Genomic DNA, 15,027 nt, shown 5'->3' with positions numbered 1-15,027 from the left:
ACGCCCTCCAAGTCGTGCATCAGGGGAACGCTTTGGTCCAGTGGACCCTCCCGCTCTGGTCAACGCCAGGCGGCCGCCGCGAGTTCCCTGGTGCGGGCGGCCGCGCGCGTCGGCCGTCCGGGTGACGTGCGCCTACGGCCCTCCGCGCGCGTGAGAGCACGAGTGCCCCACACGCGCGTGGCGAGTCCTCGTGACATGCGCGTGGCGAGTCCTCGCGACATGCGCGTGGCGCGTCCTCGCGGGCGCCAGGCCGGTCCGCTGGCGGCCCGGAACCGTCCGGGGACGGCTCGGTCCCGGGGCGACTCGGTCCAAGGTGTCCCGTGGCGGCGCGGTCCGGTGCGGCTCAGAACAGTCCGGTGGCGGCGAAGCGCAGGACCAGTTGGGGTGCGCCGGAGAGGGCCACGCCGAGGACGCCGGTGAGGGCGAGCGCAGCGGTGAGGGGGGCGGGGACGCGGTGCCGGACAGGCTCGCCCTCGGGGGCGCGGAACAGCAGGGCCGCCCACTGCAGGTAGTAGAAGAGGGCGATCACCACGTTGACGGCCATGACGACGGCCAGCCAGCCGAGGCCCGCGTCCACGGCCGCCGAGAACACGGTGACCTTGGCGAACAGGCCGATGACGCCGGGCGGCAGACCGGCGAGGCAGAGCAGGAAGAAGGCCAGGAGGAGGGCGGTCAGCGGGTTCGTGGCGTACAGGCCCCGGTAGTCGCTGATCCGGTTGACGGTCCTGGTGCGGCCCACCAGAGCGGCGACCGCGAAGGCGCCGAAGTTCACGGCGGCGTACATCAGGGCGTAGGCGACCGTGGAGCCGATGGCCTTCTGGGCGTCCTTGGTGTATCCGGCGGCCGCGATCGGTACGAGGAGGTAGCCGGCCTGCCCGACGGAGGACCAGGCGAGCAGGCGTACGGCGCTGTACGCGCGCGTGGCCTGCTGGCGCAGGGCACCGACGTTGCCGACGGTCATGGTGAGCGCCGCCAGGGCGGCCAGCGCGGGCCCCCAGACGCCGGCGTACGAGGGGAAGGCGACGACGGTGACGAGGATCAGGCCGGAGAAGCCGACCGCCTTGCCGACGACCGACAGGTAGGCGGCGATCGGCAGGGGCGCGCCCACATAGGTGTCGGGCACCCAGAAGTGGAAGGGCACGGCGGCGGTCTTGAAGGCGAAACCGACCAGGGTGAGGACGACGCCGGTCTGGGCGAGGGTGTGCAGTTGCCCGTCGACGTGCGGGAGGCGCTGGGCGACCTGGGTGAGGTAGAGGGTGCCGGTGGAGGCATAGACGAAGCTGATGCCCATGAGGCTCACCGCGGTGGCGGTGACCGAGGACAGGAAGAACTTCAGCGCGGCCTCGGAGGACCGCTTGTCGCCGTGGCGGATGCCGACCAGGGCGAAGGCGGGCAGGGAGGCCACCTCCAGGGCGACGATCAGGGTGGCGAGGTCGCGGGAGGCGGGCAGCAGGGCGGCGCCGGCCGCGGAGGAGAGCAGCAGGAACCAGAACTCCCCCGCGGGGACGCGCCGGTGCTCGTCCTTCAGGTTCGTCACCGACAGCAGCGCCGCGAGCAGGGCGCCGCCGAGGACGAGGAACTGGATGACGAGGGTGAAGTGGTCGGCGGTGTAGCTGCACACGCGCGCGTGGCCGGTCAGGCAGAAGGTGCTGCGGTCGCCGTCGAGCAGGGGCAGCAGCAGGAGGGTGGACGCGGCGAGCCCGGCGACCGAGACCCAGCCGAGCACGGCCTTCTTCGCCTCGGGCACGAACAGATCGGCGACGAGGACGGCCAGGCCCACGAGGGCCGTGAGGGTGGGCGGGGCGATCGCGAGCCAGTCGACGGACTGGACGAGCGACGCGGCAAGCGGCTGGGCGCTCATCGGGTGCCTCCTGCGAGGAGCTGCTGCACGGCCGGATCGGTGAGACCGAGCAGAGCCCTCGGCCACAGTCCGGCGACGACGGTGAGGGCGACGAGCGGGGTCCAGGCCGCGAACTCGTACCCGTGCACGTCGGCGAGTTCCGGCGTCTCCCGCTCCACACCGCCCATGCAGACCCGGCGGACCACGATCAGCATGTACGCGGCCGTCAGCAGGGTGCCGAATGCGCCGATGGCCATGAAGGTGAGGAACGCGGGCCGGCTGAGGCCGGCGGCGGGCTCGAAGGCGCCGAACAGCGCGAGCATCTCGCCCCAGAACCCGGCGAGGCCGGGCAGGCCGAGCGAGGCGACGGCACCGAAGGCGATCAGTCCGCCGAGCCGCGGGGCCTTGCCGTAGAGCGCGGCGCCGGACTCCTCGGCGAGGGTGTCGAGGTCGGTCGTGCCGGTACGGTCCTTCAGGCCTCCGACCAGGAAGAACAGCAGACCGGTGATGAGGCCGTGGGCGATGTTGGCGAACAGGGCGCCGTTCACGCCGGTCGGGGTCGTGGTGGCGATGCCCAGCAGGACGAAGCCCATGTGGCCGACGGAGGAGTAGGCGATCAGCCGCTTGAGGTCGCCCTTCGCGCCCCGCTTGGCCAGGGCCAGGCAGGCCAGGGACCCGTAGATGATCCCGACGACGGCGAAGGCGGCGAGGTAGGGCGCGAAGGTGTGGAAGCCCTGCGGCGCGACCGGCAGCAGGATGCGCACGAACCCGTACGTGCCCATCTTCAGCAGGACGCCGGCCAGCAGCACCGAGCCGACGGTCGGCGCGGCGGTGTGGGCGTCGGGCAGCCAGCTGTGCAGCGGCCACATCGGCGTCTTGACCGCGAGACCGATCCCGATCGCCAGAACGGCGATGACCTGCACGGACGTGGTCAGAGACCGGCCGTTGTCAGTGGCGAGTGCCACCATGTCGAAGGTGCCCGCCTTGATCCCGATCAGGAGCAGGCCGAGCAGCATGACGACGGAGCCGAGCAGCGTGAACAGGATGAACTTCCACGCGGCCCGGGTCCGGCCCTCGCCGCCCCAGCGGGCGATGAGGAAGTACATCGGGATGAGCACGGTCTCGAAGGCGAGGAAGAACAGCAGCAGGTCGAGGACGGCGAAGGTGGCGAGGGTGCCGGACTCCAGCAGGAGCAGCAGCGCGACGAACGCCTTCGGGGACGGGCCCGCCGGCAGCTTGAAGTACGAGTAGAGCGCGCAGAGGAAGGTCAGCAGCGCGGTCAGGACCAGGAGGGGGAGGGAGATGCCGTCGACGCCGAGGTGGATCCGCACGTCGAGTGCGGGGATCCAGCTGATGTCGGTCGTGGCCTGCATCCTCGACGGGTGGCCGTGGTCGAAGCCGAGCGCGAGGACGATCGCGGCGATGAGGATCACGCCGGTCACGGTCACGCCGTGCCGCAGCACGGCCTGCTCGGGCGACTTCCCCTTCAGCCCGGGCGGCGCGGGCAGGAGAGCGGCGGCGGCGCCGAGGAGCGGGCCGACGACGACGAATGCCAGAAGGAACTGCATCACGGACTCGCTGATATCGATCACGCCTGCTCACGCTCCCGTGGCGACGAGGAGGACGGCGACCGCCAGGACGACGGTGCCGGCGAGCAGCGCGCTCACATAGGTCTGCACATTGCCGGTCTGCGCGCGCCGCACGGCGGCCCCGAGCAGCCGGGGCAGGGCGGCCGCGCCGCGTACGTAGGTGTCGACGACCTCGCGGTCGAGGAACCGGACGAGGCTCGCTCCGGCCTGGACCGGGCGGACGAACAGCGCCGAGTAGACGGCGTCCAGGTGGAAGCCGGCGGCCGCGTGCCGGTGCAGCGGGCCGAGCAGCAGCCGTCCGGGGTCGGCGGGGTCGGGCGCGTAGGCGATGTCGCCGTAGGCGGGCTCGTGGCTGGCGATGGCCTCGGCCTCGACCAGGCCGGCGTCGCCCTCGGGGTGGGCGGCGACGGCGCCGAGCGGCACGCGGGCGGCGAGCGCTGTGGTGCGCTGCCAGGCGCCGTAGGTGAGCAGCCCGCCGACGAGGGCGAGGCCCGTGCCGAGGATCGAGGTGAGGAGGGTCGGGGTCAGGTTGCGGCCGTCGAACCAGCCGGGCAGCGAGCGGTAGGCGAGCCCGCCGAAGGCGAGTGACGGCACGGTCAGCACCCACAGCACCACGGTCATGGTCAGCGGCTGACGGCCGTGGTCGGGGGCCTCGGCGCCCCGGCCGCGGAAGGCCAGCAGCCACAGCCGGGCGGCGTAGGCGGCGGTGAGCAGGGCGGTCACGAGACCGGCGACGAGGACGATCCAGCCCGCCGCGCCGGGCGCGTGGTCGGTGTGACCGTCGGCCACCCGCTCGGCGGCGCCGAGGACGGACTCCTTCGAGAAGAAGCCGCTGAACGGCGGGATCGCGGCCAGCGCCAGCAGGGCCACGGTCATCGTCCAGTAGGCGTCCGGAACGCGCTCGCGCAGGCCGTGCATGCGGGACATGGCGGCGAGCGAGTTGGTGCCGGCCGCGTGGATGATCACGCCGGCCGCGAGGAACAGCAGCGCCTTGAAGGCGCCGTGGGACAGGAGGTGGAAGACGGCGGCGCCTCGGTCGCCGACGGCGAGGGCGCCGGTCATGTAGCCGAGCTGGCCGATCGTGGAGTAGGCGAGGACGCGTTTGATGTCGTCCTGGGCGAGCGCCGCGAGGCCGGAGCCGGTCATCGTCACGGCGGCCATGACGGCGAGGACCGCCATCGCGGCCTGTGAGGCCTCGAAGAGCGGAAGGAGACGGGCGACGAAGTAGACACCGGCGGCGACCATCGTCGCGGCGTGGATGAGCGCCGAGACGGGCGTCGGGCCGGCCATCGCGTCGGGGAGCCAGGTGTGCAGCGGGAACTGCGCCGACTTGCCGGCCACGCCCGCGAGCAGCAGCAGGGCGATCAGCGTCGGGTGGTCGATGCCGCCGCTCGCCACGGCGCCGAGCACACGGGTGATCTGGAACGACCCGGCCTCGGTGGCGACGGCGAACAGCCCGATGAGGAACGGCACGTCGCCGAGCTTGGTGACCAGGAAGGCCTTCAGGGAGGCGGCGCGGGCCTCGGGGGTCTCCCAGTAGTGGCCGACGAGGAAGTAGGAGCAGATGCCCATGACCTCCCAGCCGACCAGCAGCACGATCAGGTCGCCGGAGTAGACGACCAGGAGCATCGCGGAGGTGAACAGGGAGACGAGGGCGGCGTAGGAGGGGTAGCGCGGGTCGTCACGCAGGTAGCCCGTGGAGTAGATCTGCACACAGCTCGCGACGAAGGCGACCAGCACGGCGACGAGCGCGGCGAAGCCGTCGAGGTGCAGGGCCAGTTCGATCGGTACGGAGCCGGTGGGCGTCAGCTCGGTGTGGGCGTCGACGGCGGGTCCGCCGCCCTGCTGTACGGCGACCAGCGCGGCCAGGACGAGCGCGGCCAGGCTCGGCAGCACGGCGAGCGGGCGGACGAACCCGGGCGCGGTGCGGCCGAGCAGCAGTCCGGCGGTGGCGCCCAGGAACGGCAGCAGGGGGACGAGGACGGCGAGGGTGGTCGTGGTCACGCGGTGGCCTCAGCCTTCTCGGCCGCGGAGGTGTCGCCGTCGGGGCCGTCGCTGCCGTGGCCCTCGGCGGTGTCGCGGAGCTTGTCGATGTCGGAGGTGCCGCGGTTGCGGTACACGGCGAGCACGATCGCGAGGCCGATGCCGATCTCGGCGGCGGCGATGGCGATGGTGAACAGGGTCAGCGCCTGGCCGGAGTGCAGGGTGTCCCGGGCGGTCCGGCTGAGCCAGACGTCGAAGGCGACCAGGTTGAGGTTGACGGCGTTGAGCATCAGCTCGACCGACATCAGGACCAGGATCGCGTTGCGCCGGGCGAGGACGCCGTACAGGCCGGTGCAGAACAGCAGGGCGGAGAGGACGGCGGGATAGGCGAGGTGCATCAGCGGGCGCCTTCCTGCTCGGCCTCACTCGTCCGGGTGATCCGGGCGGTGTGCGGGGCGGAGGGGGAACTCTCGGCCCCGGCCAGGGAGTTCTCGGATCGTGGTGGTTGCTCCGCCTTCGCCTTGCGGGACAGGACGATCGCGCCGACCAGGGCCGCGAGGAGCAGGACGGAGAGGGCCTCGAAGGGCAGGACCCAGTTCCGGAAGAGGCTCTCGCCGGTGACGCGGGTGCTGCCGGCGGCCGGGCCGTTCAGATCGATCCAGGTCGTGCGGAAGGCGTCGACGACGACCCAGACCAGGGCGCCGGCGGCGGCGACCGCCACGGTCAGGGCGGCCCAGCGGTTGCCGGAGTCGGCGTCCGGGGACCGGCCGATGGGGGCCTTGGTGAGCATCAGACCGAACAGGAGGAGGACGACGACGGCACCGACGTAGATGAGGACCTGCACCCAGGCGATGAACTCGGCGGTGAGCAGCAGGTATTCGACGGCGAGGCCTCCCAGCGCGACCACCAGCCACAGGGCGGCGTGCACCAGCTGCCGGGTGGTGACGGTGACGAGCGCGGCGCCGAGGGTGAGCAGGCCTACCAGGAGGAAGGCGATCTCGACACCGGTCGGGGACAGGAAGCCGTGGGCTGCGGCGGCGACAGTCACGCGTCCGCCTCCTCGGGTTCCGCCCGGGCGGCGGCGAGCTTCTCGGCGGCCTTGCGGGCGGCGGCGATCTCCTTCGGCTCCTCCGCGCCCGGGTCGAGGGCGGGCGGGGCCGGAACGGTCCACATCCACTCGCGCAGCTTGTCCCGCTCGTGGGTGAGGTCGTGGATGTCGGTCTCGGCGTACTCGAACTCCGGGGACCAGAACAGGGCGTCGAAAGGACAGACTTCGATGCAGATACCGCAGTACATGCACAGGGAGAAGTCGATCGCGAACCGGTCGAGGACGTTGCGGCTGCGCTCGCGGCCGCCGGGCGTGGCCGCCGGGACGGTCTCCTTGTGGGAGTCGATGTAGATGCACCAGTCCGGGCACTCGCGGGCGCACAGCATGCAGACCGTGCAGTTCTCCTCGAACAGGCCGATCACCCCGCGGGTACGGGGCGGCAGCTCGGGGAGCGCGTCCGGGTACTGCTCGGTGACGGTCTTCTTCGTCATCGTGCGCAGGGTGACGGCCAGGCCCTTGGCCAGGCCACTGCCGGGAATCGGAGCCATGGCTACCGGATCACCACCTTGACGAGGCCGGTGAGGGCGATCTGGGCGAGGGAGAGGGGGACGAGCAGGGTCCAGGAGAGCTTCTGCAGTTGGTCCTCGCGCAGGCGGGGGTAGGTCACGCGGAGCCAGATGACGACGAAGGCGAGGATCGCGGTCTTCAGCAGGGTCCACAGCCAGCCCAGGCCGTCGGCGCCCCAGGGGCCGTGCCAGCCGCCCAGGAAGAGGACGGTGGTCAGACCGCACAGGACGACGATGCCGGCGTACTCGGCGAGCAGGAACAGGGCGAAGCGCAGGCCGGTGTACTCGGTGTACGCGCCGAAGATGATCTCGGAGTCGGCGACGGGCATGTCGAAGGGAGGACGCTGCAGCTCGGCCAGGCCGGCCACGAAGAACACGAACGCGCCGACGATCTGCCAGGGCAGCCACCACCAGTGGAAGGCGTGCAGGATGCCGGGGAGGGAGACGGTTCCGGCGGCCATGGCCACGGAGGCTGCGGCGAGCAGCATCGGAAGCTCGTAGGCGAGCAGCTGGGCCGCCGTGCGCAGGCCGCCGAGCAGGGAGAACTTGTTGGCGCTGGCCCAGCCCGCCATCAGCGAGCCGAGGACGCCGACGCCCATCACCGCGAGCACGAAGAACACGCCCGCGTCCAGGACCTGACCGACGGCTCCCTCGCCCGGGCCGATCGGCACGGCGAGCAGGACGAGCAGGTACGGCAGCAGGGCCACGGCGGGGGCCAGCTGGAAGACGCGGCGGTCGGCGTCCGCCGGAACCACGTCCTCCTTCTGCGCGAACTTCACGCCGTCGGCGATGAGCTGGGCCCAGCCGTGGAAGCCGCCCGCGTACATCGGGCCGAGGCGGCCCTGCATGTGGGCCATCACCTTGTGCTCGGTCTGGCCGACGATCAGGGGGAAGGTGAGGAAGACGACGAACACGGCGAGGAGTCGCAGGGCGACGTCCAGCGCGTCGTTCACTGCGGGCCTCCAGGGGGGTCTTCGGGTGTTCGGGGGTCGGGGTCGGGTGGTGCGGTGGGGCTGGGCTGCGGGGTGGCGGCGGCCTCGCCGGCCTCCGCGTCGCTCGCCGTCACGGGCTCGCCGGCCTCGGCAGCCTCGCTGGGCTGTGGCCCGGAGGACTCCTGAGGCTGAGCAGGCCCGGGAGTCTCAGGCGCCACCTCGTCCTCTCTCGGCCTCTGGGCCCCAGCAGCCTCCTTCGCCTCGGCCTCGGCAGGCTCCTTGTTCTCCGGTGCCTTGGTCTCCTCAGGCTCCTCGGCCGCCGTAGGCGCCTTGGTCTGTGCAGCCCCGTCGGCGGCCTCCGGCTCCCCGGCGCCGGCCTCCTTGCCGTCCGGCTCAGGCTTCTGGCTCGGCTCCTCGAAGGCCGGGCGGGCGTGGTGCCAGGGGGCGTCGGAGCTGCGGGCGGGCGTGCGGCGGGCGCTGTCCGGTTGCGTCGGGGCGCCCGGCGCCGTCGGCCGAGTGCCTTGCGAGGCCGAGCCCTCCGAGGCGCTGCGTGCGCGGCGCGGGCGTACCGGCGCCGGAGCCGTACCGGGCTCGTGCGCGGCCGAGGCCTCGGCGGCCGGGCCGGGGGCCGCCGAGGCCCGGGTGGCGTCGCCCTCGGCCGCCGCCTGCTTCTGCTCGGCCGCGTCCTCGCCGGGGGCTGCCGTCTGGCTCACCGAGCCCTGGCTCGCGCTCCGCGTCCGGCGCGGACGCGCACCGGCAGCACCGGCGGCCGCGCCGGTGACCTCGCCGGCGTCGGTGGCCTCGGCAGGCGCGGTCGTCCCGGACGGGGCGGACTGGCTTGCCGAGCCCTCCGCGGCCGTGCGGGTGCGCCGTACCGGACGTTCGCCGGCCGCCGGGCGGGCCGGGCGCTCGCCCGCCGCTCGGCCCGCGCCTCGGGCCGGGCGGGCCGGGGCGGCGGGCAGCCGGCCCTTCAGCGGGCCCCACTCGTTGGGGTCCGGGACGCCCGGCGGCAGCATTTGGCGGCGCTTGGGGCCGCCGTGGTCCGACTCGCCCGGCTCCTTGGCCCCGGGCCAGGCCTTGGCCACGCGGGCGGCGAGGACGAAGTCCTTGCGCAGCGGGTGGCCCTCGAAGGTCTCCGGGAGGAGGAGGTGGTCCAGGCCGGGGTGGCCCTCGAAGGCGACCCCGAACATCTCGTGGGTCTCGCGCTCGTGCCAGGCCGCGCCCGCGTAGACGCCGACGGCGGAGGGCAGGGTCGGCGCCTCGTGCGGGACGGTCGTCCGCACGAGGAGGCGGCGTACGGGGTGGAGGGCGACCACGTGGGCGCAGACGCGCAGGCCCGTGCCGGGTTCGTCGACCGCGCTCAGCCAGTCGAAGTAGGTGCAGGACAGGTTCGTCCGGGCGGTCTCCAGGGCGGTGAGCCAGGAGGAGGCCGGGACGTCCACGGTCAGGACCTCGTACGCCTCCTCGGCCGTGGCCTCCGTACCGAAGAGTTCCTCGACCGGGGCGGGCAGCCAGCCGACAGCCGGGCTCATCGCGCGTCCCCCTCGGAAGAGCCGGAGGCAGGGGCAGCAGCCGGGGCCGGGGGCTTCACCAGGTCGCTCTGCAGGGCGGCGGCCGACGGCCGGGCAGGCGTCCCGTACCGCTCGCCCAGCGACTCCCGGGCAATCTTCTCCTGGAGCTTGAGGATGCCCTGGAGCAGCGCCTCGGGGCGCGGCGGGCAGCCCGGTACGTACACGTCGACCGGGATGATCTGGTCGACGCCCTTGGTGACGGAGTACGAGTCCCAGTAGGGGCCGCCACAGTTGGAGCAGGCGCCGAAGGAGATGACGTACTTCGGCTCGGGCATCTGCTCGTAGAGGCGCTTGACGGCCGGGGCCATCTTGTCCGTCACCGTGCCGGAGACGACCATCAGGTCGGCCTGGCGGGGACCCGGCGCGAACGGGATGACGCCGAGGCGGATGAAGTCGTGGCGGGCCATCGACGCGGCGATGAACTCGATCGCGCAGCAGGCGAGGCCGAAGTTGAAGACCCACAGCGAGTAGCGGCGGCCCCAGTTGAGAACCACCTTCATCGGTTCCGGAGCGAGCCGGGCGAGCGCCCCCAGCCGCTTCGGCTCGGGGAGCAGCAGGGGCTCGGGAGAGGACGGGTTCACGTCCATGCCAGGACCCCCTTCTTGTAGGCGTACAGCAGGCCCACGGCGAGGAAGCCGAGGAAGATGAACATCTCCACCAGGGTCGCCGCACCGTAGCCGGGGTCGGCGAAGACCGTGGCCCACGGGAACAGGAAGATCGAGTCGACGGCGAAGACGACGTAGAGGAAGGCGTAGACGTAGTAGCGGACCTGGGTGTGGGCCCAGCCCTCGCCGACGGGGTCGACACCGCACTCGTAGGTCAGCAGTTTCTCGGGCGTGGGCACGACCGGGCGCAGCAGCCGGCCCGCGCCGAAGGCGACCGCGACGAAGAGCACGCCGACCAGCGCGAGCAGTCCCACGGCCGAGTAGGACCGGAAGTAGCCGCCCGCGACGTCCACCGCGGCGACCGTCGAGCCCCCCAACGTCTCCCGCACCGTCCGCCCTCGCTCCCTGACCTCGTGATTGTGCCGAACTCTGTGATGCGACCGATTCGAGGATCTGTACGCACGGGAGTCTAGGCCCTGATAAAGACACGGTAAGCAGGCAGTCACGCCATGAGACGCGGGGGCCCCGGGGCGCGGGTGTCGCCTGGCCGGGCACGTGGGGTTTTCCCCAGGGCACGGCGGCGGCGAACCGCATGGCGCGGCAGGTGCCGCGCACGGCAGGCTGGCCCGTATGACCGCTCCCGCTTCCGCCGCCGGCCGGACCGACGGCCCCGACCGCCTGCCGGACGGCCCGGACCGCCTGCCTCCCGTCCGGCTCGCCTTCGAGACGCACACCTGGAGGGAGATCGGGCACCTCCTGCTGAACCTGCCGGTGTCGCTGTTCGGCTTCACCTATGTGATGACGGCGGTGCTCGTCAGCGGGCTGCTCACCCTCACGGTGATCGGGCTCCCGTTGCTGGCCGCCTGTCTGCTGGGCGCTCGGCAGCTGGGCAAGCTGGAGCGGGCCCGGTCCAGGACCCTGCTCGGGCTGCGTATCGAGGAGCCGACGCCGCTGCCGCTGGTCAGGAGCGGCGGGCCGACGCAGCGGCTGTGGCTGGCGCTGAAGGACCCGGTGGGCTGGCGGACGCTGCTGTACGACTTCATCCGGCTGCCCTGGGGCATCCTCACCTTCTGCACGGTGCTGACCTCGCTGTTCGTGCTGTGGCCGGTCCTGCCGTACATCGCTCGGGGGCTGGCGAACGTGGACCGGGCGATGGTGCGGGGTCTGTTGTCCCCCTCCGACGAACTGGAACGCCGTATCGCCGAACTGGAGTCCGACCGCGGGGTCGTGGTCGACACGGCCGCCGCCGACCTGCGCCGCATCGAGCGCGACCTGCACGACGGGGCACAGGCCCGGCTGGTGAACCTCGCCATGGGGCTCGGCCTGGCCAAGGAGAAGCTGCTGGAGGGGCAGGCCGACGACGACGTGGCGGCGATGGTCGAGGAGGCGCACGGTGAGGTGAAACTGGCCCTGCAGGAGCTGCGGGAGCTGGCGCGCGGCATCCATCCCGCCGTACTGACCGACCGCGGCCTGGACGCGGCCCTGTCCTCGGTCGCCTCCCGTTGCACGGTGCCGGTGAAGGTGACGGCGGACCTGCCGTCCCGGCCGGCGGCGGCCATCGAGGGCATCGCGTACTTCACCGTCTCCGAGCTGCTGCAGAACATCAGCAAGCACAGCGGGGCGCGCTCGGCATCGGTCGACGTGTGGCGTTCCGAGGACCGGCTGCTCATCCAGGTCCGCGACGACGGACGCGGCGGCGCGGATCTGAACGGCGGCAGCGGCATGCGGGGGCTCGCGGAGCGCCTCGGCGCGGTGGACGGCCTCTTCGTCGTCGACTCCCCGCCGGGCGGCCCGACGGTGGTCACGGCGGAGCTGCCGTGGCGGGACCGCAAGGAGTAGCGGGCCGGCCAGGGACGAGACGGTGGGGAAAACCCCCGCTCCAAGAGACCGACGGCCTCCATGGCCTGCGCCGACGCCGGACACCACCCTGGACGGGCGGGCGGCAGCACCGCCGCCAGGACGAGGAGAACGGGACGACACCGATGGCCACGGAGTACGGACAGGGGTACGGGCGGGATCAGGGGCAGGACCACCGACGGAGCTACCGCCAGGACCACCGCCAGGACTACGGGCGGGGACCCGGGCAGCCGGCCGGATCCGGCCTCGCCGGCCCCGGCGGGCAACGGCGCCACCTGCTCCCCGCCGCCCTGCGGGCCCCCGTCGAGGCGCGCGCCTGGCGCGAGTTCGGCTATGTGCTGCTGAGCCTGCCGATCGCCGTCGCGCTGTTCTGCTGGACGGTCACGATGGTCTCGCTCGGCGCCGGCCTGCTGGTGACCTTCCTCGGCATTCCAGTGCTGGCGGCGGCGCTGGCCGGCTGCCGGGGCTTCGGCGTGCTGGAGCGCACCCGGGCCCGCGCCCTGCTCGGCCTGGAGGTGGCCGACCCCGAGCCGCTGCGGACGAGCAAGCCCGGGATGTTCGCGTGGATGGGCGCGGTGCTGAAGAGCGGCACCTCGTGGCGCCACCTGCTGTACGCGCTGCTGCAGTTTCCCTGGGCCGTGTTCTCGTTCAGCGTGGCGATCAGCTTCTGGACCTACGGCTGGGCTCTGCTGACGTACCCGCTGTGGTTCTGGGTGTTCCCGGTGTACGCCGGCCGGGGCGGCCTGCAGCTCTACGGCGACCAGCACCACAGCGTCTACCTCGACAACCCTTTCGAGATCACCGTGACCGCCCTGGTCGGCCTGGTGTTCACGCTGGCCACGCCGTGGATCGTCCGGGCGCTGACGACGGTGGACGGACTGCTGGTGCGCGGGCTGCTCGGGCCGACGCGGCTGTCGGCGCGGGTCGTGGAGCTGGAGTCGGACCGGGGTGTCGTGGTCGACACGGCCGCCGCCGACCTGCGCCGCATCGAGCGCGACCTGCACGACGGGGCGCAGGCCCGGCTGGTGAGCCTCGCCATGGACCTGGGCCTGGCCAAGGAGAAGCTGCGGGAGGATCCGCAGGCGGCGGCCCGGATGGTGGAGGACGCGCACGGCGAGGTGAAGACGGCCCTCGAGGAGCTGCGCGACCTCGCGCGCGGCATCCATCCCGCCGTGCTGACCGACCGCGGCCTGGACGCGGCCCTGTCCTCGGTCGCCTCCCGCTGCACGGTGCCGGTGAGGGTGGAGGTCGATCTCCCGGCCCGCCCCGCCCCGGCCATCGAGGGCATCGCCTACTTCACCGTCTCCGAGCTGCTGCAGAACATCAGCAAGCACAGCCGGGCCCGCTCTGCCTCGGTCGACGTCTGGCGCTCGGAGGACCGGCTGCTCATCCAGGTCATCGACGACGGCGTCGGCGGTGCGGAGGCCTCCCGGGGCTCGGGCCTGGCGGGGCTGGCCGGCCGGCTGGACGCGGTGGACGGGGTCCTGGTGGTGGACTCCCCGGCGGCCGGCCCCACCCGGGTGATCGCCGAGCTGCCCTGGCGGACCTGAGAACCCCGGCCCACTGACGCAGCGTGCACGTGGTCCGCCGACGCCGCGTCCACCCGCTCCACGGACGCCTCACCCACCTGGTCCAGCCACGCGGCACGGAACCCGATGCACCGGCTCCTGCGCACGCCGACCCGAATGCTGGAATGCTGGACTTCCGTACGAGACGCCGTCGGAAGGTCGGGCTGTGGGGGGCCGGGAGATCGTGGAGGACAGGGTGCGGGTGGTCATCGCCGAGGACTCAGTGCTGCTCAGGGAGGGCCTGACCCGGCTGCTGACCGACCGCGGGCACGAGGTGGTGGCCGGTGTCGGCGACGCGGAGGCGCTGGTCAAGACGATCGCCGACCTGGACGCACAGGGCGCGCTGCCCGACGTCGTGGTGGCGGACGTGCGGATGCCGCCGACGCACACCGACGAGGGCGTGCGGGCGGCCGTACGGCTGCGCAAGGCGCACCCGGCGCTGGGCGTGCTGGTGCTGTCGCAGTACGTGGAGGAGCGCTACGCCACCGAACTGCTGGCCGGGTCGAGCCGGGGTGTGGGGTACCTGCTCAAGGACCGGGTCGCCGAGGTACGGGAGTTCGTCGACGCCGTGGTGCGGGTGGCGCAGGGCGGTACGGCGCTGGACCCCGAGGTGGTCGCGCAGCTGCTCGGGCGCAGCCGCAAGCAGGACGTGGTGGCGGGACTCACCCCGCGCGAGCGCGAGGTGCTCGGGCTGATGGCCGAGGGGCGGACGAACTCGGCGATCGCCCGGCAGCTGGTGGTCAGCGACGGAGCCGTGGAGAAGCACGTCAGCAACATCTTCCTGAAGCTCGGGCTGTCCCAGAGCGACGGCGACCACCGGCGTGTTCTGGCGGTTCTGACGTATCTGAACTCCTGACGGGCCGACACTTGCCGGGGTACCCGGACGAGAGGACACAGGAGGGCGCCGGCTGGTCGATCGAAGCTGATTGATCGAAGCTGTAGCGGCGCGGGGAATCATGAGAAGTCAGCGCGAGAGGCCGTCTCGAAACGCCGTCCATCATGCGGATGGCCGCGGGAAGGCGACCCTAACCGACGTAGGGTTGATCCTGGGATGGTCCGTGGGACGACCACACCCGGACAGCCGCCTCGAAGGAGGTCCAGTTCAGTGACCAGCCAGGTCAGCAGCCCAGCGGAGCAGGCCGACGGAACCGTCGTGGGAGAGCAGCGCAAACCGGGCGGAGCCAAGGACGTCCGGCGCCTGGACCGGGTGATCATCCGGTTCGCCGGTGACTCCGGTGACGGCATGCAGCTCACCGGTGACCGCTTCACCTCGGAGACGGCCACCTTCGGCAACGACCTCTCCACCCTCCCGAACTTCCCCGCCGAGATCCGCGCCCCCGCCGGCACCCTGCCCGGCGTCTCGTCGTTCCAGTTGCACTTCGCCGACCACGACATCCTCACCCCCGGCGACGCGCCGAACGTGCTGGTGGCGATGAACCCGGCCGCGTTGAAGGCCAACGTGGGCGAC

At 72.5% G+C, this 15,027-nt stretch carries 13 protein-coding genes and 1 pseudogene; 4 read left to right on the top strand and 10 right to left on the bottom strand.

Annotated elements, in window-relative coordinates; genetic code table 11:
• Positions 1-343 precede the first annotated feature (343 nt).
• From ACZ404_RS21060 to ACZ404_RS21015, 10 genes are read right to left on the bottom strand one after another with little or no spacing between them, the layout of a single operon-like run.
• The gene (locus ACZ404_RS21060) at positions 344-1,861 is read right to left on the bottom strand and encodes an NADH-quinone oxidoreductase subunit N (RefSeq protein ID WP_468442057.1); all 1,518 of its coding nucleotides are present in this window, start codon (positions 1,859-1,861) and stop codon (positions 344-346) included.
• The gene (locus tag ACZ404_RS21055; RefSeq protein WP_468442055.1) at positions 1,858-3,432 is read right to left on the bottom strand and encodes an NADH-quinone oxidoreductase subunit M; all 1,575 of its coding nucleotides are present in this window, start codon (positions 3,430-3,432) and stop codon (positions 1,858-1,860) included. The genes ACZ404_RS21060 and ACZ404_RS21055 overlap by 4 nt, the downstream gene beginning before the upstream one ends.
• A gap of 6 nt (positions 3,433-3,438) precedes the next feature.
• Positions 3,439-5,433: an NADH-quinone oxidoreductase subunit 5 family protein gene (locus ACZ404_RS21050; protein WP_468442053.1), complete on the bottom strand. Its 1,995-nt coding sequence runs from the start codon at positions 5,431-5,433 to the stop codon at positions 3,439-3,441.
• The gene (gene nuoK / locus ACZ404_RS21045) at positions 5,430-5,810 is read right to left on the bottom strand and encodes an NADH-quinone oxidoreductase subunit NuoK (protein WP_468442051.1); all 381 of its coding nucleotides are present in this window, start codon (positions 5,808-5,810) and stop codon (positions 5,430-5,432) included. Before nuoK ends, ACZ404_RS21050 begins: the two co-directional genes overlap by 4 nt.
• Complete coding sequence (locus tag ACZ404_RS21040) at positions 5,810-6,460, bottom strand: NADH-quinone oxidoreductase subunit J family protein (protein WP_468442049.1); 651 nt, start codon at positions 6,458-6,460, stop codon at positions 5,810-5,812. The genes nuoK and ACZ404_RS21040 overlap by 1 nt, the downstream gene beginning before the upstream one ends.
• Positions 6,457-7,008 (bottom strand): NuoI/complex I 23 kDa subunit family protein, encoded by a 552-nt coding sequence (locus tag ACZ404_RS21035; RefSeq protein ID WP_468442047.1) that lies wholly within the window; start codon positions 7,006-7,008, stop codon positions 6,457-6,459. Before ACZ404_RS21035 ends, ACZ404_RS21040 begins: the two co-directional genes overlap by 4 nt.
• 2 nt (positions 7,009-7,010) lie before the next feature.
• Positions 7,011-7,979 (bottom strand): complex I subunit 1/NuoH family protein, encoded by a 969-nt coding sequence (locus ACZ404_RS21030; RefSeq protein WP_468442045.1) that lies wholly within the window; start codon positions 7,977-7,979, stop codon positions 7,011-7,013.
• A complete protein-coding gene (locus tag ACZ404_RS21025) occupies positions 7,976-9,490 on the bottom strand; it encodes an NADH-quinone oxidoreductase subunit C (RefSeq protein ID WP_468442043.1) in 1,515 nt (504 codons plus the stop codon). The genes ACZ404_RS21030 and ACZ404_RS21025 overlap by 4 nt, the downstream gene beginning before the upstream one ends.
• Positions 9,487-10,116 carry an NADH-quinone oxidoreductase subunit B gene (locus ACZ404_RS21020; protein WP_468442041.1) on the bottom strand — a complete coding sequence of 210 codons (630 nt, stop codon included), beginning with the start codon at positions 10,114-10,116 and terminating at the stop codon, positions 9,487-9,489. The genes ACZ404_RS21025 and ACZ404_RS21020 overlap by 4 nt, the downstream gene beginning before the upstream one ends.
• Positions 10,107-10,523, bottom strand: coding sequence for an NADH-quinone oxidoreductase subunit A (locus ACZ404_RS21015; protein WP_468442039.1), 417 nt, complete (start codon positions 10,521-10,523; stop codon positions 10,107-10,109). The genes ACZ404_RS21020 and ACZ404_RS21015 overlap by 10 nt, the downstream gene beginning before the upstream one ends.
• A 241-nt stretch (positions 10,524-10,764) precedes the next feature.
• On the opposite strand from ACZ404_RS21015, the gene ACZ404_RS21010 reads away from it, so the two are divergent.
• The 4 genes and pseudogenes from ACZ404_RS21010 to ACZ404_RS20995 form a co-directional block, all read left to right on the top strand.
• Complete coding sequence (locus ACZ404_RS21010) at positions 10,765-11,973, top strand: sensor histidine kinase (protein ID WP_468442037.1); 1,209 nt, start codon at positions 10,765-10,767, stop codon at positions 11,971-11,973.
• Between the two features lie 143 nt (positions 11,974-12,116).
• Positions 12,117-13,541, top strand: coding sequence for a sensor histidine kinase (locus ACZ404_RS21005; protein ID WP_468442035.1), 1,425 nt, complete (start codon positions 12,117-12,119; stop codon positions 13,539-13,541).
• Positions 13,542-13,755: 214 nt separating this feature from the next.
• Positions 13,756-14,415 carry a LuxR C-terminal-related transcriptional regulator gene (locus ACZ404_RS21000; RefSeq protein WP_468442631.1) on the top strand — a complete coding sequence of 220 codons (660 nt, stop codon included), beginning with the start codon at positions 13,756-13,758 and terminating at the stop codon, positions 14,413-14,415.
• Positions 14,416-14,664: 249 nt separating this feature from the next.
• Positions 14,665-15,027: pseudogene (locus tag ACZ404_RS20995) on the top strand (2-oxoacid:acceptor oxidoreductase subunit alpha); the annotation flags it as partial.

The organism is Streptomyces sp. NPDC030798 (genome assembly GCF_055572275.1).
The sequence above is the reverse complement of the archived record's forward strand: the minus strand, read 5'-3'. Positions and strand labels throughout refer to the sequence as shown.